The organism is Methylobacterium sp. Leaf399 (assembly GCF_001424525.1).
Lineage (GTDB): Bacteria > Pseudomonadota > Alphaproteobacteria > Rhizobiales > Beijerinckiaceae > Methylobacterium.
Window position 1 is genome coordinate 242691 of record NZ_LMQK01000001.1, and the last position, 20095, is coordinate 262785.

The window sequence follows — 20095 nt, forward strand, 5'->3', positions numbered from 1 at the left end:
GGCGGCCATGGCGCGGGGGTATTCCGGCCCCTTGCCAGGTCCCGACGCCAACGATGCGGAGGCGGATCGGTTGCCTCCGACTGGAAGATCCTTCTCAATACCCCCGATCGCGCGGTGCTCTCGCACACCCGGCCCGCGCGGACGGCCCGACATCAAGAGGCCCCTGTGGATTCGATAGACCTCAAGATCCTCGGCCTGCTGCAGACCGATGCGACCCTCTCCATCGCCACGATCGGCGAACGGGTCGGCCTGTCGCAGACCCCGTGCTGGAAGCGCATCCAGCGCCTGGAGTCCGACGGCGTCATCGACCGGCGGGTGGCGGTGCTCGATCCGGTCAAGCTCGGCCTCGGCCTCACCGTCTTCGTCTCCATCGAGACGGCGGACCATTCCCGCGACTGGCTGGAGCGGTTCGCCGCCACCGTCTCGGCGATGCCCGAGGTGCTCGAGTTCTACCGCATGGCCGGCGATGTGGACTACATGCTGCGCGTCGTCGTAGCCGATATGCGCGCCTACGATACCTTCTATAAGCAACTCATCGCGACGCTGCCGCTCAAGAACGTCACCTCCCGTTTCGCGATGGAGAAAGTCAAATCGACCACGGCGCTGCCGCTGCCCTCCCTGCCGGCGCAGGGGCGGCTCATCCCCATGGCGGCGGCGACGCTGGAAGAATAAAGTTCTATTTTGCACTGCAAACGTAGGCAGGTCCTTCTATCGAAGCGTCGTTCTGTAAAACGGACGTTCCGCCGACGGCCCGGCCCTCAGGACGACGCGACCAGGACGATATGGCGACCCTCATGGCCCGACACGCGCTCATTCCCCGCAACTCCCCCTTCGACGACACCGCCCGCGCGAGCCTCGACGCGGTCCTCGGTGCCGCCTCGCCGACGCAGCGGGCCTGGCTCGCCGGGTTCCTGGCCGGCCTCGATGCGGCCGGTCCGCAGGCGGCGGCTCCGGCCGCCCCGCCCAAGGCGGCCGAGCCCCTGGCGATCCTCTACGCCAGCGAATCCGGCAACTGCGAGGCCCTGGCCGGCACCATCGCCAAGCTCGCCAAGAAGAGCGGCTTCAAGCCGAAGGTGATCGATTTCGCCGATCTCGACGTGGCGAGCCTCGGCCAGGAGAAGCGGATCGTCGCCATCGCCGCCACCTGGGGCGAGGGCGAGCCGCCGGCCCGCGCCGTACGCGCCTACAACGAACTGATGGGCGAGGGCGCCCCGCGCCTCGAGGGCGTCACCTTCGGCGTCCTGGCCCTGGGCGACACCTCCTACGCGGAGTTCTGCGCCACCGGAAAGGCGCTGGATGCCCGGTTCGAAGCGCTCGGCGCCAAACGCGCCGTGGACCGCGCCGACCTCGACCTCGACTTCGAGACGCCCGCCGCCGCCTGGATCAGGGACACGCTGAAAGCGCTGGCGCCGCCCCCGTCCGCCGACAACGTGGTGGCCGTGGATTTCGCCGGCCGCGTCGGCACCGACGACGCCGAGGACGCCGAGCCGAGCCGAGAGCCGGTCCTGGCCGAGGTCGTCGACCACGTGAACCTGAACTCGTCGCGCTCCGACAAGGAGACGATCCACCTCGCCCTCGAGTTCGCGGAGGGCGCGCCCGCCTACGAGCCGGGCGATTCCCTCGAGATCTACCCCGAGAACGACCCGGCCCTCGTCGACGACATCCTGGCGGCCGCCGGGCTGACGGGCGACGACGCCCTGCGCCGCTCACTCATCGCCGAGCGCGACGTCACCACCCTGTCGGCCACCACGGTCGAGCGGTTCGTGAAGGCCACGGGACAGGCCGAGGCCAAGGCGCTGATCGACAGCGGCGAGGTCCGCAGCTGGATCGAGGGGCGCCAACTCGTCGACCTGATCTGCGCCTTCCCCGCGGCCCTGACGCGCGAGCATCTGGAGGCGATCACCCGGCCGCTCCCGCCGCGGGCCTACTCGATCGCCTCATCGCGCAAGGAGGTCGGCGACGAGGTCCATCTCGCCATCGTCGCGGTGCGCTACGAGAGCCACGGCCGCGCCCGGTCCGGCGTCGCCTCGGTCCATGTCGCCGACCGGATCAGGAACGGCGCCAAGCTCAAGGTGAAGCTCAAGCCGAACCGGCACTTCAGGCTGCCGAACGACCCGGCGCAGGACATCATCATGGTGGGGCCCGGCACCGGCGTCGCCCCGTTCCGCGCCTTCGTGCAGGAGCGCCGCGCCATCGAGGCCGACGGCCGCGACGTCGGACGATCCTGGCTGTTCTTCGGCGACCGCCACTTCACCCACGACTTCCTCTACCAACTCGAATGGCAGGAGGCCCTGGAAGACAAGTCGCTGACCCGGATCGACGTGGCCTTCTCCCGCGACCAGCCCGAGAAGGTCTACGTGCAGGATCGCCTCTACGAGCATCGCAAGGAGCTGGTGGACTGGCTCGACGGCGGCGCCAGCTTCTACGTCTGCGGCGACGCCACCCGGATGGCCAAGGACGTGCGCAACGCCGTGGTCCGGGCCTATGCCGAGGTGAAGTCCCTCAGCGACGCCGATGCCGAGAGCGCCGTCGCCGCCCTGGAGCGGAGCCATCGCTACCGGCAGGACGTCTATTAGCGTGACCCGAGCCCTCCCCCCGACGAGGGGAAGGAACGCACCGAACGCTGCGACCACACCTCGAAATCACCGGAATCCCGCCATGGACGATCACACCCCTCCCCGCTCCTACGAGACCCCGCCGACCACGCGGCCGATCGACGAGGCCGAGGCGGCCCGCGAGGCCGGGCTGTCGCACAACGAGCACATCAAGATCGCCAGCGGCTTCCTGCGCGGGACGCTCGCCGACGGGCTCCTCAAGCACGCCACCGGCGCGATCTCCGAGGACGACGGCCAGCTCGTGAAGTTCCACGGGATGTACCTGCAGGACGACCGCGACCTGCGCCCGGAGCGGACCAAGAAGAAGCTCGACAAGGCCTACAGCTTCATGATCCGCCTGCGCATCGCCGGCGGCGTCGTCACCCCCAAGCAGTGGCTGGTGCTCGACGACATCGCCACCACCTACGCCAACGGCACCCTGCGGGCGACGACGCGCCAGACCTTCCAGTACCACGGCGTCATCAAGTCGAACCTCAAGCGCACCATGGCCGCCATCGACGCGGCGCTGCTCGACACCATCGCCGCCTGCGGCGACGTCAACCGCAATGTCATGGCCGCCACCAACCCGGCCCAGTCGGGCGCGCACAAGGCCGCCTACGAGCTCGGCAAGACCATCTCCGACTCGCTCCTGCCCAAGACCAACGCCTGGCGCGAGATCTGGCTCGACGGCGAGCGGGTTGTCGGCGGCGAGGACGAGCACGAGCCGGTCTACGGCAAGACCTACCTGCCGCGGAAGTTCAAGATCGTGGTGGCGGTGCCGCCCTCCAACGAGGTCGACATCTTCGCCCACGACCTCGGCTTCATCGCCATCCTCGATAAGAAGGGCCAGGTCACCGGCTGGAACGTCACCGTCGGCGGCGGCATGGGCATGACCCACGGCGAGACCGACACCTTCCCGCGCACCGCCGACGTGATGCTGTTCTGCAAGCCCGACGAGGCCGTCCGGGTCGCCGAGGCCGTGATGACGGTGCAGCGCGACTGGGGCAACCGCAAGGTTCGCAAGAACGCCCGTCTCAAGTACACCATCGAGCGCTACGGGCTCGCGGCCTTCCGCGCCGAGGTCGAGAAGCGTCTCGGCAAGACCTTCGCCGACCCCAAGCCCTTCACCTTCACCAACAACGGCGACCGCTACGGCTGGACCGAGGGCGACGACGGCCGCCACCACCTCACGCTCTACGTGGCGAGCGGCCGGATCAAGGATTACGACGGCGACGGCCCGAAGATCCTCACCGGTCTGCGGCGCGTCGCCGAGATCCACGACGGCGACTTCCGCCTCACCGGCAACCAGAACGTCATCATCGCCAACGTGTCGGCCGAGAAGCGTCCCGCGATCGAGGCGCTGGTGGAGGAATACGGGCTGCTGAAGGGTGCCGGCGCCCTGCGGCGCAACTCCATGGCCTGCGTCGCGCTCCCCACCTGCGGCCTCGCCCTGGCCGAGAGCGAGCGCTACCTGCCCGACCTCATCACCGACCTGGAGGAGAGCCTGGCCTCGCACGGGCTGTCGGAGGACGAGATCACCATCCGCATGACCGGCTGCCCCAACGGCTGCGCCCGGCCCTTCATCGCCGAGATCGGCCTCGTCGGACGCGGCCCCGAGCGCTACCACCTCTACCTCGGTGCGGCCTTCGACGGCTCGCGCCTCGGCAAGCTCTACGCCGAGGACGTGACCGCGGCGCAGATCCGGACGACCCTCGATCCGCTGTTCGCCGCCTATGCCGCCCGCCGCCAGCCCGGCGAACGCTTCGGCGACTTCCTGATCCGGGACGGCGTGGTGGCCAGGACCCACAACGGGCCGGACTTCCACCTCGCCACGGGAGCGCTCAGGAACGTCGCCTGAGGGCGGCGGCATCCCCGTCATCCATGCCGGCTCGGGATCGTTTCCGAGCTGGCTTGGATGGTCCCCGGCGTCCCGGGCATCGCACCCTCGACCCGAAATCGCGTTCTGGACCCTATGACGGGCGATGCGTGGTCTGGACGTCGAACAATACACTTCGCCAGGTATGACCTGCCAAGACCGAGCCTCTTTTGTTGCAATGCGACAAGAACGAATGCATCGCGGCACGAGGGCCGGTGTTTAAGCTTTTTGCAAGATCGTCCACTTTACGATGAACCGATTGTCGGCATGGCCGTTAATGGGCTACACCCGATGAGAGGCGGCCATGGCCAAGCACGAACTCCTCAGCTACTTCGAGCATCGCCGCGACGGTGCCTGGATCTGCGTGAAGCCGTTCACGCTGACCACCAAGGTCAGCAGCGTCGATATCCGCCAGGGCATGCGCTTCGACTACGGCAAGCGCATCGGCGGCGTCGATCTCGCCGAGTATCTCGAGCAGCTGGGCTGTCAGTTCGGTTCCTAGACCGCCTGGGCATTCTGTGTCGTCGTTTCGCGGCGGAGATTTTTCTCCGCCGCTTTTTGCGCGGATGTGCCCCGGGTCGCGATGGAAGCGCGGCGATTGCCGGAGATTGCGCTCGCGGACCTGGAAAAAGTGGTCCGTCCTCATCCTGAAAGAGTAGGACTCTTCGACGTGCCCGCCCCTCTTTCAACGGAGACGGGAATGGATGGCGCGGACGACGCACGGTCGTTTTGACGGACGCGGGCGGGCGACCTAGGGTCTCGCGATGACGAACGATGCCGACGCGGCGACCCTGGTGCCGGACGAGACCGCACCCACGACCCGGTGCCGTATCCTGGCGACGGCCGAGCGCTTCTTCCACGAGATCGGCTACCAGAAGACGACCGTGGCCGACATCGCCAAGGCCCTGCGCATGAGCCCGGCCAACGTCTATCGCTTCTTCGAGTCGAAGAAGGCGATCAACGAGGCCGTGGTCGCTCGCGTGATCGAAGACATCGAAGCGCTGATCGCGACCATCGCCGATGCGCCCGGGCGCAGTGCCACCGACCGCATCGCCGACATCGTCCGGGCCCTGCACCACGACTGCGTCGAGCGTTGCCGCGCCAATCCGCGCATGCACGAGATGGTCGAGGCGGCCATGAGCGAGAGCTGGGAGGTCTGCGGCCGGCACGTCTCGCGCATCGGCGCCGTCCTCGTTCGGGTGGTCGGCGAAGGCATGCGCGACGGCGAGTTCGGCGTGGCCGATGCCGAGGTGGCGGCCCTCTGCGTGCAGGCGGCGATCGTGCGCTACTGCAACCCGCTGCTCGTCAGCCTCTATCCCAACATCCCGGGTCCGCCCCTGGAGGACATGATCGGCTTCCTCCTGAGGGGCCTGCGCGCGCCGTCCTCGTGATCAGGCCAGATCGGCGACGATGGCCTGGACCACCGCGCGCGGGTCGGACGCCGCGGTGATCGGCCGACCGACCACCACATGGTCGATGCCCGCCGTCCTCGCCTCGCGGGGCGTCATCACCCGCTTCTGGTCGCCGGTGGCGGAGTCCCTCGGGCGGATGCCGGGCGTGACGATGCAGCGGTCCGGCCCGATCGCGGCCCTGACCGGGCCGGCCTCGAAGGCCGAGCAGACGATGCCGTCGATGCCGGCCTCGGCCGCCTGGCGGGCACGGCGTTCCACCAGTTCGGCCACCGGCAGCGCATAGCCAGCCTCGTCGAGATCGGCGGCGTCGTAGGAGGTCAGCACGGTCACCGCCAGGATGCGCGGTCCGTTGGCGCCCCGTCCGCGCACGGCCGCCCGCATGGTCTGGGGATAGGCGTGGACGGTGAGGAAGGTGGCGCCGAGGTCCGACAGCGCCGCGACCCCCTCCTCCACCGTGTTGCCGATGTCGTGCAGCTTGAGGTCGAGGAACACCTTGAGCCCGGCCGCCGCCAGACGCGGCACCAGGGCGAGGCCGCCGCCGTAGGCCAGACGATAGCCGATCTTGTAGAAGGTGGCGGCGTCCCCGATGCGCTCGACGAGGCCGAGGGCCTCGTCCGGGGTGGCGACGTCGAGGGCGACGATCAGACGGTCACGGGGGTCTGCGATCGTCGTCGGCATCGGGTTCTCCGTGTGGCGGCGGGAGGAATCCCGCCAAAGCCCGGCCCTGTCAACGTCACGGGCTGGGCCCGGGCGCCATCACCGCCGCCACCTCGGCCCTGAGCGCCGGCAGCAGCTCCCGCTCGAACCAAGGATTGGCCTTCAGCCAGCCGTTGTTGCGCCAGGAGGGATGCGGCAGTGGCAGGGCGCGGGGTCGCCGCGGCTCGTCGAGGATGGCGCGCCAGCGCTTCACCGTCCCCGTCAACCCGTCCGGCATCGCCCCGAAGTGCCACGCCTGGGCATACTGGCCGATGACCAGGACGAGATCGAGCGCCGGCAGGCCCGCGAGGAGTTCGTCGCGCCAGCGCGGCGCGCATTCGCGCCGAGGCGGGCGGTCGCCACCCTTGGCGTCGAGTCCGGGAAAGCAGGCCCCCATCGGCAGGATCGCGACGCGGTCCGGATCGTAGAAGGCCGGCTCGTCGAGCCCGAGCCAGTCGCGCAGGCGAATGCCGGACGGATCCTGGAACGGGATGCCGCTGCGGTGGGCGCGGGTGCCGGGGGCCTGGCTGGCGATGCAGAGGCGAGCCCTGGCGGTGCCCTGGACGATCGGAAGCGGCTCGTGCGGCAGCGGTGCACCGAAGCGCGGCGCGTCGCGGCAAAGGCGGCAGGCACGCAGGGCGGCGGCGGTGCGATCGAAACCCGTGGATGGCGGCATGGCGGGGAGGTAAGGCGCGGCCCCCTCCCCGGCGAGGCCTGGCGGCCTACGGTGGGATCACGTCGCCGGCGACGGCGCCCTCTCGAGCCACGCCAGCACCTCGGCCGCGCTGCGGTCGGGCGGGAACACCGGGTAGAACACCTTGGTGACGCGGCCGTCGTCGACGACCATCGTCAGGCGCTTGAGCAGGATCTGGCCGGCCGCTTCGAAGGTCGGCAGGCGGATCGCCATGGCGAAGGCGCGGTGGGGGTCGGCCAGCAGGGTGAAGGGTAGGTGCAGCCTTTGCGCCACCTCCTGCTGGTAAGCGCTGGTCTGGGTCGACAGGCCGTGGACCTGGGCGACGCCGCGGGCGACCAGCTCGGCATGGTGGTCGCGAAAACCGCAGGTCTGGGGCGTGCAGCCGCGCGCGCCGGGGATCGCGTCCCAATCGGCCACCAGGTTGGGCTGTCCCGGCTCGCCGGTACGCGGATAGGCGTAGACCACCGTGCGCCCGGCGAGTCTCGCCAGCGAGACGCGGCCGCCGTCGGTGGCCGAGAGCGAGACGTCGGGGAGGCGAATGCCTTCGAGATGCCGGGCGGCCCCGTCGTCGGCCGGTGCCGGCAGGTCGTCGGGGAGTGCCGTGTAGTCCTGCGCCATCGCAACCTCCTTCGCCTTCCGGGCCAATCGGCGGTCCCGGTCCCTACCCGCGGTCCCGCAGGATCCTCGCGCGGTCGCGGTCCCAATCCCGCTGCTTCGAGGTCTCGCGCTTGTCGTGGAGCTTCTTGCCACGGCCCAGACCGAGCTCGATCTTCGCCCGGCCCTGGTCGTTGAAATAGATCTTCAACGGCACGACCGTGTAGCCCTCGCGCTGGGTGGCGCCGATCAGCTTGTCGATCTGGCGGCGGTGCAGCAGCAGCCGGCGCGGGCGCTTGGGCTCGTGGTTGAAGCGGTTGGCCTCGAGATATTCCGGGATGTAGGCGTTGAACAGCATCAGGTCGTCGCCCGACGGCCCGGCGTAGGCCTCGCCGATCGTCGCCTTGCCCTTGCGCAGGGATTTCACCTCGGTCCCGGTCAGCGCGATGCCCGCCTCCAGGACGTCGGAGATCTCGTAGTGGTAGCGCGCCGCACGGTTGTCCGCGACGATGCGACGGGAGGGTTCGGGTTTGGGAGCCATCTCGATGCCGGTTGGGGCCGGGTGCGCCGTGCCACCGGGTCTTGGGGTAGGATTCGGGATATGGTTTGCCGCGTCGCGTTCTGCGAGGGCGGCCGGGGCCGTCGGTGCCGGGCGATCAGGCCTCGATCAGTCCCGCGTGCTGAAGGGCCGCGTCGACGATGGCCCTGGTGCCCTCGCTCACCGTGAGGAGCGGCAGCCGGACCTCGTCGCGCATGAGGCCGAGGCGCGACAGGGCGTATTTCACCGGCGACGGGTTCGATTCGGCGAACAGCCCCACGTGCAGCGGCAGGAGCACGTCCTGCAGCTGCAGCGCCTTGGCGTAATCGCCCGCCAGGGTCGCCTCCTGGAAGGTCGCCGAGAGTCGCGGGGCGACGTTCGAGACCACGGAGATGCAGCCGACGCCGCCCTGGGCATTGAATCCGAGCGCCGTCGCATCTTCGCCCGAAAGTTGGATGAAGTCTTCGCCCATGGCCTGTCTCTGGAGACTGACCCGGTCGAGCTTGGCCGTGGCGTCCTTCACGCCGGCGATGTTCTTGAGCTCGAACAGGCGCGCCATGGTCTCGACACTCATGTCGACCACCGACCGCGCAGGAATATTGTAGATGATGATCGGGATGCCGACCGCGTCGTTCACGGCCTTGAAATGGGCATAGAGCCCGTCCTGGGTCGGCTTGTTGTAGTAGGGCGTCACCACCAGCACGGCGTCGGCGCCCACCGCCTCGGCGTGGCGCGCCCGCGCCACCGCCTCGGAGGTGGAGTTCGAGCCGGCACCGGCGATCACCGGCACCCGGCCGGCGGCCTCCGCCACGCAGGCCTCGACCACCCGGTCGTGCTCGTCGTGGGTCAGGGTCGGGCTCTCGCCGGTGGTGCCGGTGGGCACGAGGCCGTGGATGCCCTGGTCGATCTGCCAGTTCACGAAGGCGCGGAAGGCGGCCTCGTCGAAGACGCCGTCCTTGAAGGGCGTGGCGAGGGCGGTCATGGCGCCCTTCAGGCGTCGTGTGGTCTCGGTCATCCTGGCGTTCCCGGCCGTCGATCTCTCACGCTCGCGGGCCCATGGCGGCGTCGCGGCCCCGGCAGCCGGGCAGACATAGGCCGTCGGCTGCGCCCGCGCAAACGCTTCGGCCACGCGGTTAACGCGTCCTTAACGGGGCTTGGCTCAGCCTGCCCCACGGCCGCGCTCCAAGCCCGATTCACGATGGGACCAGACGCACGATGACGGTCACGCTCGTCCCCTTCCGCGGCCTGTCCACGGCCTGCCTCGCCCTCGCGCTCGGCCTCGCCGCCGCGGGGCCCGGGTTTTCCAACGAGGCGGTGCCCGTCAGCGATGCCGTGGCGCCCGCCGGCCAGCGCGAGGAAGACAAGGCGATCTCGGACCCGGTCTCGGCCGATGCGGCCAAGGTCGAGCTGACGGCGCCGGAATCGGCCGCCAAGCCCCTGTCCACCGGCCCGCTCCCGATCAGGGGCAGCGCGGCGTCCGCCTATGCCTCGGCCGATGCCGATGCGCCCATCGCCTTCCCGCTTCCCGACGCGGCGGTGACGCCGGCCGCCCCGGTGCCGGAGCTGCCCGATCCCGCCCGGCTGTCGCGCTCGGGCGACACCGACATCGACGCCCTGCGCCAGGCCGTCGACGCCTACCGCAAGGGCCGCGTCGGCGACGGCGACCGCTCGGCGCAGGCCTTCAAGGACCCGGCCGCGCGCGCCCTGCTCGAATGGGTGGCGATCCGCGCCGGGGCCGGCATCGGCTTCGAACGGACCGTGGCGTTCATGCGCACGACACCGGACTGGCCGGCGGGTGCCCTGATCCGGCGACGCGCCGAGGAGGCCCTCCTCACCGAGAAGAAGAGCCCGGCGGTAGTGCGCGCCTATTTCGCCGCCGCCAAGCCCGCCAGCGTGCCGGGCAAGGTCGCCCTGGCGCTGGCCTTCAAGGCCGACGCCCTCGACCAGGACGCGGCGGCCCTGGTGCGCGACCTCTGGCGATCCGACAGCTTCGGCAAGTCCCTCGAGACGCGCATCCTCGATGCGTTTCCCGGCGCGATCACCCGCACCGACCACCGCTTCCGCATGGAGCGGGCCCTCCTGAAGGAGGATTGGGAGCTCGCGGCCCGCGCGGCGGGCTATGCCGGCGCTTCCTACGTCACCCTGGTGAAGGCGCGCCGGGCGGTGGAGGACAAGAGCGCGGGCGCGGGTGCGGCCCTCAACGCGGTCCCCCTCGTCCTGCGCAACGATTCCTCCTACCTGATGTCGCGGGCCCAGTTCCTGCGCCGGGCCGACAAGACCGTCGAGGCCGCCGCCATGCTGGCCGCCGCCCCCACCAACCCGGACGTGCTCGCCGATGGCGACGAGTGGTGGGTCGAGCGCCGGATCGTGGCGCGCAAGCTCATGGACATGGGCGACGCCAAGACCGCCTATCGGGTCGCCAGCGGCCACAGCGCCCGCACGGTGGAGAAACGGATCGAGGCCGAGTTCCACGCCGGCTGGATCGCCCTGCGCTTTTCCGGCGACGCGGCGACGGCCGCAGGGCATTTCGCCACCGCCGCCGCCATCGCGGAGACGCCGATCTCGCTGGCACGCGCCGCCTATTGGCAGGGCCGCGCCGCCGAGATCCTCGGGGGGGCGGAGAGCGCCCGCCCGTACTACCAGCGCGCCGCCCTGCAGCCGATCGCCTATTACGGCCAGCTCGCCCGGGTGAAGCTCGGCGAGGCGAGCCTGCCCCTGCGCAGCGTCGTCCCCCTCGAGTCAAAGGCCAGGACCGCCTTCGACGACCGGCTCTGCCTGCGTGCCCTGCGCCTGCTCGAGGCGGCCTCCCTCAAGGAACTGGCGCTGCCGCTCTACATCGACATCGCCACCCGCCTCACCGACCCGGCCGAGATCACCGCGCTGGGGGACCTCGCCGTGGAGATGCGCGACTCGCGGGCGCTGGTGGCGATCGGCAAGCTCGCGGTGCAGCGCGGCCTGCCCCTCGACGCCCACGCCTATCCCACCATCGGCATCCCAGCCTACGAGGCGTCCGCCGCGGTGCCGCTGGTGGAGAAGGCGATGGTCTTCGCCATCGCCCGCCAGGAGAGCCAGTTCGATCCGCGCGCGCAATCGAGCGTCGGGGCCCGCGGCCTGATGCAGATGATGCCGGCCACCGCCCAGCGCACGGCCCGGCGGGTGAGCGCGTCCTACGACCAGGACAGGCTCACCAGCGATCCGGCCTACAACGCACGGCTGGGGCACGCCCACCTCGGCGAGCTGATGGAGGACTGGCGCGGCTCCTACATCCTCGCCTTCGCCTCCTACAACGCCGGCGGCGGCAACGTGAAGAAATGGATCGACGCCTACGGCGACCCGCGCCGCAGCGGCGTCGACCCGATCGACTGGGTCGAGCGCATCCCCTTCACCGAGACGCGCAACTACGTGCAGCGGGTGATGGAGAACCTGCAGGTCTACCGCAACCGCCTCGACGGCCGCAGCGCCCTGCTCATCGAGAGCGACCTACAGCGCGGCGCGCGCTGAAGGCGGCCGGCGCGAGGCGCGATCTCGCGGCGAGGGATCGGGGAAGGCGGAGCCGCAGCGTCGCGTGGCCGCCCCGTCGCGGCTCGGCCACGCGGCAGCGAACTCCGGCGCTCGCAAGCCGCGCGACGATCACGATGTGACGAAAACTGAATGGCGCGCCCACGGGGAATCGAACCCCGGTCTGATCCGTGAGAGGGACCTGTCCTAACCGCTAGACGATGGGCGCGGGGTCGGGGCCTGGGCCCCGACGCTTGTTCCGGCGCGAGACGACTTGCGTCCGGAGGGCGTTGCTATAGCGAGGGCGGCGGGCGGGAGCAAGGCCCCGGGGGGCGAGAAAAACGCGCCCCGCGCGGTTTCGTGGCCCGGCCTCGTGGAGCGAAGGGAGCAACGGTGCAGGATTCAGAGATCCGGCGTGTGACGCTGGATGCGGACGCCCCCCCGGAACGCCTCGACCGGGTTTTGGCGAGGGCGCTGCCGGACCTGTCGCGTGTCAGGCTCCAAGACCTGGTCAAGTCGGGGCAGGTGCGCCGCGAGGGCGTCGTGATCGTCGATCCCTCGATCCGGGTCGGGCGCGGATCGTCCTTCGAGGTGGTCGTCCCGCCCGCGGTGGCGGCCGAGCCGCTGGCCGAGAGCGTCGCCTTCGCCATCGTACACGAGGACGACGACCTCATCGTCGTCGACAAGCCGGCCGGCCTCGTGGTCCACCCCGCCCCGGGGCACGAGGGCGGTACGCTCGTCAACGGCCTGATCGCCCACTGCGGGGCGAGCCTGTCGGGCATCGGCGGCGTCCGGCGTCCGGGCATCGTCCACCGCCTCGACAAGGATACGAGCGGCCTCCTGGTGGTCGCCAAGAACGACCGGGCCCATCACGGGCTCACCGCGCAATTCGCCGACCACGGCCGCACAGGACCCTTGGAGCGGGCCTATCTCGCCTTCGTCTGGGGCGCACCGGAACCGCGCAGCGGGACGATCGACGCGCCCCTGGCACGCAGCCAGCGCAACCGCGAGAAGATCGCGGTGGTCCGGCCAGAGGTGGGACGCGAGGCGATCACCCACTACCGGGTCGAGCGCATCCTCGGCACGGCGGCCCCCGTCGCCCTGGTGCGTTGCGAACTCGAGACCGGGCGCACCCACCAGATCCGGGTGCATCTCAGCCATCGCGGACATCCACTCCTGGGCGATGCGGTCTATGGCGGTGCCTTCAAGACCAAGGCCGCACGGCTCGGACCCGGGGCGCGGGCGGCGCTGGTCGACCTCGGGCGGCAGGCGCTGCACGCCACACTGCTGGGGTTCGCGCATCCGCGCACCGGGCAGACCCTGCGTTTCGAAAGCCTGCTCCCGCCCGACCTCGCGGCCCTCGCCGCGGCCCTGGAGGCCGATGGGTGAGGCGCCGTGGCGCCACGGCAACGGTCAAGTCCGTTCGTCGCGTCGGTGCGAAACGGCACCCGCAGGCGCGGCCAATCGTGCCACCTTCGGCCCGAGTCCGTTTCCGCGCGTTATCGCTTCGGTTCGACTCGTGAACCGGCTACCGGCCCGATCCGTTACCCACTAGAGATGGGGGCGCAGGTCGCCGGCTCAATGGGAGCGGTGTCGCGCTCCCTGAAATCCGCCCGTATCGGGGGATCGTCGAAGGAGGATTGAGACCATGGCAGGCGCATTGCCCGTGCTCGCCAACGAAGGCGGCCTATCGCGCTACCTCGACGAGATCCGCAAGTTCCCGATGCTGGAGCCGAACGAAGAGTTCACCCTGGCCAAGGACTGGCGCGAGAAAGGCGATCGCGAGGCGGCCCATCGCCTCGTGACCTCGCACCTTCGGCTCGTCGCCAAGATCGCCATGGGCTACCGCGGCTATGGCCTGCCCATCGGCGAAGTGGTGTCCGAAGGCAACGTCGGCCTCATGCAGGCGGTCAAGCGGTTCGAGCCCGACAAGGGCTTCCGCCTGGCGACCTATGCCATGTGGTGGATCAAGGCGGCGATCCAGGAGTACATCCTGCGGTCCTGGTCCCTCGTGAAGATGGGCACCACGGCCAACCAGAAGAAGCTGTTCTTCAACCTGCGCAAGGCCAAGGGCAAGATCTCGGCCCTCGACGAGGGCGACCTCAAGCCGGATCAGGTGGCGCAGATCGCCGTCAAGCTCGGTGTCCCCGAGCAGGACGTGATCGACATGAATCGTCGCCTGTCGGGAGACACCTCCCTCAACGCGCCCCTGCGCGAGGAGGGCGAGGGCGAATGGCAGGACTGGCTGGTGGACACCACGCCGAGCCAGGAGACGGTGCTGGCCCGCGAGCAAGAGGGGCAGAACCGTCTGTCCGCCCTGCGCGACGCCCTCTCGGTGCTCAATCCGCGCGAGCGGCGCATCTTCGAGGCTCGCCGTCTGGCCGACGACCCGATCACGCTCGAAGACCTCTCCGGAGAGTTCGGCGTATCCCGGGAGCGGGTGCGCCAGATCGAGGTGAGGGCGTTCGAGAAGATCCAGGAAGCGGTCAAGCGCAACCTCGCCAGCCGCGAGGCACCCCGGGCCGACGCGCACGCCTGAGCCGACGTTTCCGTGCCGGGTCCGGGTGTGACGGTCACACCCGGACCGGTCGCTCAGGGTGATTACCCCGTCAGCGACGCCACTGGTTGAAGGCGTTCTGGATCACCTGGATGCCGGACGATCCCTTCTCGAAGGTGATCACCGCACGCGGCCCGGCCGAGAACTTCAACGCGAGATCGAACCAGCCCTTGTGAAGCAGCAGGTCGGTGTTGCGCTCGACGTCGTTGCGCAGCGACGACAGCCCGATCAGGAACAGGTTCTCGCGGACCTTGACCGGCAGACCCGACAGGGGCGAACCGCGGGCGTTCTCCTCGTCCTTGGCCTGGATCAGGCCGACATCCTGCACCGCCCGCGCCGACCCGGCCGGACCGGTGTTCGTGAAAGCCAGCTCGATCGTATGCGAGGCCGGCAGCGTCGCATCGAGGTTGCGCCGCATCGTCATCGCAAGGCTCAGGCCCGCGTCCGGAAAATCGATGGTGGCGCGGACGGCGGTCTCGAGCGGCTGGCCCTGCTCGCCGTTCACGACATCCAGGCGCCAGACGGCCCTCCCCTGGGTGACCGCGGGCGCCGCGCTCGGGTTGTCGCGGTTCTCCTCGATCAGCACCGCGCGTTGCGCCACCGCGACCTCCGGCTGGGTCGGCAGGGCGGGCGGTCCCGAATTGGCGGCGGGCGCGGTGGCGGGGCGCTCGACGGGTGCGGCCTCGCCGCCGATGCGGTCGGCGAACTTCGTGTCGGCCCCGTCGGCGGGGGCACCCTGGCTGTCGCCGGCCACGGGCTGGAGATCGCTCGGGCGGTCCCGCAGCAGGTAGGCCGCCGTGGCGATCAGCCCGATGACGATGGCGAGGACGCTGCCGACGAAGACGTTGCGCAGCAGGCGGGCATTGCTGCGCCGGGGCGCGACCACGTCGATGCGCGGCCGCTGCCGGCCGTTTGCGGCATCGGCGGGCAGGGTCCCGGCCTCGCTCTCCTCGTCGAGACGGGCGGCGGGGTCGATGGCCACGGCCGCGTCGTTCCGGGGCGCGTCGACCGGGGCAGGCTGCGGCGGCGTCCCGTCCGTATCGCGAATCGGCTCGACGGCGACCGGTGGCTTGAGGGCGCGCGGCGGCAGCGGGATGACGGGGGCCACAGCCGGGGGCAGGACCGACGGTTCCGGCAGGACCGGATCGGCCGGCGGCAGGACAGGAGCCGGCGGCTCGGGCGGCAACGGCTCCGGCATCGGATCGTCGGCGGGGACCGGAGCGGCAGGAGCGATCGCCACCTCGCCGTAGTCGACCTCGAGCCGCTCGATGGCGGCCTCCAGGGCCGACCGCTCACGGTCGATGTCAACCTCCGAGAGCGGCGGTACGATGGAACGGAGCTGGCCGATCAGGGCCCCGCGCGCGCGGTCGTACACGGCCTTGCGCAGGTCCGCGGAACGGTCGGGCAGGGCGTCGAGCGCGCGCGCCAGCAACGGGTAGTAGTCGGCCATCGTGCGTTTTCGTCCGCTTCTCCCGTGGCCACGCGAACGGGTGTGTCGCGGGGCCGGCCTTCGCTCGTCGATGGAGCATCGGATCGTGGCCGGACCGAACGCCAGGGTCCGGGCCGGTGGTCCTAGTCAGGTTCGCGGCGGCACGCCGCCGCTTCACCCTGCCCGTCGTCTTCATGAGCCGCAGGTTTTCGACGTGAACCCGGCGACCGCTTTTGCGAAACCCGCTCCGCGATGCGGCTAATCCTCGAAGGGATTGTGCATCAGGATGGTGTCGTTCCGCTCGGGCGAGGTCGACAGAAGGGCGACGGGTGCGCCGATCAGCTCCTCGATGCGACGGACGTATTTGATCGCCTGTGCCGGCAGGTCAGCCCAGGAGCGCGCGCCGGCGGTGGTGCCCGACCAGCCCTCGACGGTCTCGTAGATCGGCTCGACCTGGGCCTGCGCCGCCTGGTTGGCGGGAAGGTGGTCGAGGATCTCGGAGCCGAGGCGATAGCCGGTGCAGACCTTGATGCTCTCGAACCCGTCGAGGATGTCGAGCTTGGTCAGGGCGATGCCGTCGATGCCCGACGTCTTCACCGTCTGGCGCACCAGTACCGCATCGAACCAGCCGCAGCGGCGCTTGCGCCCGGTGTTCACCCCGAACTCGCGGCCCTTGGTGCCGATGGTCTCGCCGATCTCGTCGAACAACTCGGTGGGGAACGGGCCTTCGCCGACGCGAGTGGTGTAGGCCTTGGCGATGCCGAGCACGTAGCCGATCGCGGAGGGACCCATGCCCGAGCCCGTCGCCGCCTGGGCCGCCACGATGTTGGACGAGGTGACGAAGGGATAGGTGCCGTGGTCGACGTCGAGGAGCGCACCCTGCGCGCCCTCGAACAGGATGCGCTTGCCCGCCCGGCGCTGCTCGTCGAGGAGCGACCACACGGCGGAGGCATAGGGAAGGATGGTCGGCGCGATGGCCTTCAGCTCGGCGAGCAGCCCCTCGGCATCGACCTCGTCGATCCCGAGGCCCCGGCGCAGGGCGTTGTGATGCGCCAGGACCCGCTCGATCTTGCCGGCAAGCGTCGATTCGTCGGCGAGGTCGACGACGCGAATCGCGCGCCGTCCGACCTTGTCCTCGTAGGCCGGGCCGATGCCGCGCTTGGTCGTGCCGATCTTGAGGCCGGGCGCCGAGGTCTCGCGGAAGTGGTCGAGCTCGCGATGGAGCGGCAGGATCAGCGTGGCGTTGTCGGCGATGCGCAGGGATTTCGGCGAGATCTCGACGCCCTGGGCCTGCAGCCGGGCGATCTCGTCCACGAGGTGCCAGGGATCGACCACGACGCCGTTGCCGATCACCGAGAGCTTGCCGCCGCGCACGACCCCCGAGGGCAGCAGCGCCAGCTTGTAGGTCACGCCGTCGACCACGAGCGTATGCCCGGCATTGTGGCCGCCCTGGAAGCGGACAACCACGTCGGCCTGCTCGGAGAGCCAGTCGACGATCTTACCCTTGCCTTCGTCGCCCCACTGGGCGCCTACGACGACGACATTCGCCATCCGTGATCAACCTGTCCTGATTCAGCCCACGCGAAAAACCCCGGGCCGGGCCGGGGCTTAATGTCGCCGCTGTCTTGGGCGATCTCATCGTCGATTGCAAGGCGACGCCCGGACCGTCCGGGATGCCCTGCTTGGCCCCGCCCCTACTTGGGCTCGCCGTTGCCGGGCAACTGGCCGGGCTTGATCACGGGCATGCCGCCCGGATCCTTCACCGGCGGCGCGACCGTCATGTCGGGGCTGATGCCGGCCGGCGGCTTGATGACGCCGTCGCTCTTTTCGAGCTTGTCGCTCAAGGTCGAACCGGTGGCGTCGCCGGATTCGGGGCGGATCTTGTCGGGGATGGTCTGGTTCGGCGGCGGCAGGGCCGGGTCGGTGTCGCGACCCTTGAGGGGAGCGTCCGGGGACTGGGCAAAAGCCGCACTGCTGATCAGTCCGGCGAGAAGGAGCGTGGCGGTACGGGTCAGGCTCGGCATGGGACCTCCAGGTCTTGGAGGAGGAAACCGCCGGTTGCCGACGAGGTTCCGATGCCCGCGAGCCCCGGCCGAGGGATCGGCGGGCCGCTACTTGCCGCCGCTGGTCGCCAGGTTGCGGCGGGTGTCGGCCTGGCCGCTGACCTCGCCGAAATACTTGGAGGAATCGCCGAGCTGGACCGAGGGCTGGCAGTTCGGCGTGCAGGAATAGGATTCGCGGTCGAGCCCGCGCTGCACCATCACCACCGAGGCCTGCGGGGCCTGCACGCTGATGGTGGATTCGGCCAGCATCTCGCCGGTCCCGTCGAGGGCGATCAGGTTGGTGGCCCCGAAGCTCTTGCCGGTCAGGATCAAGACGCCGTTCTTCTGGAGCGACACGTCGGCGACCATGGGATTGCCGACGATGACGGTGCGGGTCTTCTCGGGCAGCCGCATCACCTTGGCGTTGTCGACCGTCACGGTGATCACCGCGGGAACGCCCTGAGCCGCGCCGTCCCGGATATCGGCCACCGCCGACAGCGCGATCGCCCCGGCCACGACGAGGGCCGCGCGCCACGCCCGGCGGGCGGGCGAGGGGCGGGAGGTGGTAGCGAGCCGATCGGACATGGGAAACACGACTCTTGTGTCAGGAGGCGACGATCGGCCCAAGCGTGCCGGCGGCCGGATCGTCCGGGCCGGACGACCGAGACGGCTCTCGATCTCGCGGCGACCGGAACGACGGTGCCGGGCAAGAACATCATGGAAGAGTGAACGAACCGCTAAATCCGGCGGTGGCGGCGATCGCACGGCCCCGAGGGCGGTGGGGCGAGGACGACCGCACTTCATGAGTGTGCGTCGCAAAATCTCCCCCCGCGGCCCCATCGATCACGTGTTCGTGTAGCCAAACCTTGGCATGCACCCCCGTGGCGGGGTCGATAGTCTCGACCTAGCCTCCGACCCTGCGCCGCCAGGCGATTAAGCGCAATTTTACCACAGAAACGTCCCTACCGGCCCGATCCCGTTTCGGTGACCGATTTAACCTAATCTCAAGGCGCTCCTGACAATCTGCACCTGTCACCGAATGAGCCGCGACGGTCTTCGAGGACGCATCGTAGATCGTCAAACAAGGACGCACCCCATGACCAGCATCTTCAAGCGCTTCGCTTCCGACGAGTCCGGCGCCACCGCCATCGAGTACGGCCTCATCGCCGCCCTCATCGCCGTCGTCGTGATCACCGCTCTGACCACCATCGGCACCAACCTGAACGCGACCTTCGTCAAGATCGGTTCGAACATCAAGGGTTCGTAAGCCGGACATCCGACGATCGCTTCGTACGATCGTCCGGTCCTGGGGTGATGGAAGGGGCCAGGCGACTGTCTGGTCCTTTCCTCGTTTCCGTTCTTCGTCTCCATGTCGCCCGATCCGTCGCCGACCTCCACGTCATGGGAAGACCGCCATGGGCACGCTGGGACTCCTCGTCGTATTCCCGTTCCTGATGGCCTACGCGGCCTCCAGCGATCTCCTGACGATGACGATCCCCAACCGGGTGTCGCTCATCTTGGTCGTCGGGTTCTTCGCCTTCGCGGCCGCCTGCGGCTTCACCTGGACCGAAGTCGGGCTGCACGTCGGCGCCGGCAGCCTGGTGCTCGCGGTCACCTTCACGCTGTTCGCCCTCGGCGTCATCGGCGGCGGCGATGCCAAGCTCGCGGCCGCCACCGCCCTCTGGCTCGGGTTCGACCACCTGGTCGACTATCTGATCGTGGCTTCGATCGCGGGGGGTGCCCTGACGCTGCTGCTCCTGGTGTCCCGCAACTATCCGCTCCCCTTCATCGCCGGCCGTCTTCCCTTCGTCCTGCACCTCCACGACCGCAAGACCGGCGTTCCCTACGGCATCGCCCTGGCGGCATCGGCCCTGGTGGTGCTTCCCGAGACATTAGTCTGGTCGCGCGCCCTCGCCGCGTGAAACCATCGGTCCGGCCGCTGGCCGGACGTGACCGTGCACCGCCCCTCCCGCGGTGATCCGGCATCCCCTGCGCGACGTCGACATCCGCATTGCGACGCCGTCGACGCGATGTCGTCCACGTCCGCTCGACGGATCGCTTCCGCGCACGGGATCGGCCGGGGCCCGGTGTCAAGTCGGCATCGAAGACCCGGCAGGGATCCTACCAAGTGTTAACCGTAATTTGAGGATTCCCGGAGCATCGTC

19 protein-coding genes and 1 tRNA gene are annotated in these 20095 nt (G+C 69.7%); 10 read left to right on the plus strand and 10 right to left on the minus strand.

Features of this window, described 5'->3' with window-relative positions; genetic code table 11:
* Positions 1 to 165 precede the first annotated feature (165 nt).
* The 5 genes from ASG40_RS01215 (at position 166) to ASG40_RS01235 (ending at position 5861) form a co-directional block, all read left to right on the plus strand.
* Entirely contained in the window at positions 166 to 672 is a 507-nt protein-coding gene (locus tag ASG40_RS01215) for an Lrp/AsnC family transcriptional regulator (protein ID WP_055879220.1), read from the plus strand.
* A gap of 122 nt (positions 673 to 794) precedes the next feature.
* Positions 795 to 2576 carry a diflavin oxidoreductase gene (locus ASG40_RS01220; RefSeq protein ID WP_055881050.1) on the plus strand — a complete coding sequence of 594 codons (1782 nt, stop codon included), beginning with the start codon at positions 795 to 797 and terminating at the stop codon, positions 2574 to 2576.
* A gap of 82 nt (positions 2577 to 2658) precedes the next feature.
* Positions 2659 to 4452 (plus strand): NADPH-dependent assimilatory sulfite reductase hemoprotein subunit, encoded by a 1794-nt coding sequence (locus ASG40_RS01225; RefSeq protein WP_055879223.1) that lies wholly within the window; start codon positions 2659 to 2661, stop codon positions 4450 to 4452.
* 322 nt (positions 4453 to 4774) lie between these two features.
* Entirely contained in the window at positions 4775 to 4972 is a 198-nt protein-coding gene (locus tag ASG40_RS01230) for a hypothetical protein (RefSeq protein ID WP_055879226.1), read from the plus strand.
* Between the two features lie 262 nt (positions 4973 to 5234).
* Positions 5235 to 5861 carry a TetR/AcrR family transcriptional regulator gene (locus tag ASG40_RS01235; protein WP_055879230.1) on the plus strand — a complete coding sequence of 209 codons (627 nt, stop codon included), beginning with the start codon at positions 5235 to 5237 and terminating at the stop codon, positions 5859 to 5861.
* On the opposite strand, the gene pyrF is transcribed toward ASG40_RS01235, so the two are convergent.
* The 5 genes from pyrF to dapA form a co-directional block, all read right to left on the minus strand.
* Positions 5862 to 6560, minus strand: a complete 699-nt coding sequence (gene pyrF / locus ASG40_RS01240) for an orotidine-5'-phosphate decarboxylase (RefSeq protein WP_055879233.1) — start codon at positions 6558 to 6560, stop codon at positions 5862 to 5864.
* A gap of 55 nt (positions 6561 to 6615) precedes the next feature.
* Entirely contained in the window at positions 6616 to 7254 is a 639-nt protein-coding gene (locus ASG40_RS01245) for a uracil-DNA glycosylase family protein (protein ID WP_055879237.1), read from the minus strand.
* Between the two features lie 57 nt (positions 7255 to 7311).
* On the minus strand, positions 7312 to 7890 hold the full coding sequence (locus tag ASG40_RS01250) for a peroxiredoxin (protein WP_055879239.1): 579 nt from the start codon (positions 7888 to 7890) through the stop codon (positions 7312 to 7314).
* Positions 7891 to 7933: 43 nt separating this feature from the next.
* A complete protein-coding gene (gene smpB / locus ASG40_RS01255) occupies positions 7934 to 8407 on the minus strand; it encodes an SsrA-binding protein SmpB (protein WP_055879242.1) in 474 nt (157 codons plus the stop codon).
* 115 nt (positions 8408 to 8522) lie between these two features.
* Positions 8523 to 9419: a 4-hydroxy-tetrahydrodipicolinate synthase gene (gene dapA, locus ASG40_RS01260; RefSeq protein WP_055879246.1), complete on the minus strand. Its 897-nt coding sequence runs from the start codon at positions 9417 to 9419 to the stop codon at positions 8523 to 8525.
* 200 nt (positions 9420 to 9619) lie between these two features.
* Here dapA and ASG40_RS01265 point away from each other — a divergent pair, with 200 nt between their 5' ends.
* Positions 9620 to 11905, plus strand: a complete 2286-nt coding sequence (locus ASG40_RS01265) for a lytic transglycosylase domain-containing protein (RefSeq protein ID WP_055879249.1) — start codon at positions 9620 to 9622, stop codon at positions 11903 to 11905.
* A gap of 151 nt (positions 11906 to 12056) precedes the next feature.
* Here ASG40_RS01265 and ASG40_RS01270 read toward each other — a convergent pair.
* Positions 12057 to 12131, minus strand: a tRNA-Glu gene (locus ASG40_RS01270).
* Between the two features lie 188 nt (positions 12132 to 12319).
* Between ASG40_RS01270 and ASG40_RS01275 the strand changes: the two genes are divergently transcribed.
* Positions 12320 to 13291, plus strand: coding sequence for an RluA family pseudouridine synthase (locus tag ASG40_RS01275; protein WP_244480496.1), 972 nt, complete (start codon positions 12320 to 12322; stop codon positions 13289 to 13291).
* 259 nt (positions 13292 to 13550) lie between these two features.
* Entirely contained in the window at positions 13551 to 14441 is an 891-nt protein-coding gene (gene rpoH, locus ASG40_RS01280) for an RNA polymerase sigma factor RpoH (protein ID WP_055879259.1), read from the plus strand.
* A 70-nt stretch (positions 14442 to 14511) separates the two neighbouring features.
* Here the strand turns inward: rpoH and ASG40_RS01285 are convergent, their stop codons facing one another.
* The 4 genes from ASG40_RS01285 to ASG40_RS01300 all read right to left on the minus strand — a co-directional run bounded on the left by ASG40_RS01285 (position 14512) and on the right by ASG40_RS01300 (position 18515).
* Positions 14512 to 15909, minus strand: coding sequence for a hypothetical protein (locus ASG40_RS01285; protein ID WP_055879262.1), 1398 nt, complete (start codon positions 15907 to 15909; stop codon positions 14512 to 14514).
* Between the two features lie 237 nt (positions 15910 to 16146).
* Positions 16147 to 17439 (minus strand): adenylosuccinate synthase, encoded by a 1293-nt coding sequence (locus ASG40_RS01290; protein WP_055879266.1) that lies wholly within the window; start codon positions 17437 to 17439, stop codon positions 16147 to 16149.
* Between the two features lie 143 nt (positions 17440 to 17582).
* A complete protein-coding gene (locus tag ASG40_RS01295) occupies positions 17583 to 17912 on the minus strand; it encodes a hypothetical protein (RefSeq protein WP_055879270.1) in 330 nt (109 codons plus the stop codon).
* An 87-nt stretch (positions 17913 to 17999) separates the two neighbouring features.
* Positions 18000 to 18515 carry a pilus assembly protein N-terminal domain-containing protein gene (locus ASG40_RS01300; RefSeq protein ID WP_082494278.1) on the minus strand — a complete coding sequence of 172 codons (516 nt, stop codon included), beginning with the start codon at positions 18513 to 18515 and terminating at the stop codon, positions 18000 to 18002.
* 511 nt (positions 18516 to 19026) lie between these two features.
* Here ASG40_RS01300 and ASG40_RS20130 point away from each other — a divergent pair.
* Positions 19027 to 19197, plus strand: coding sequence for a Flp family type IVb pilin (locus ASG40_RS20130; RefSeq protein WP_082494279.1), 171 nt, complete (start codon positions 19027 to 19029; stop codon positions 19195 to 19197).
* 148 nt (positions 19198 to 19345) lie between these two features.
* A complete protein-coding gene (locus tag ASG40_RS01305) occupies positions 19346 to 19852 on the plus strand; it encodes an A24 family peptidase (RefSeq protein ID WP_055879273.1) in 507 nt (168 codons plus the stop codon).
* Positions 19853 to 20095: the final 243 nt, after the last annotated feature.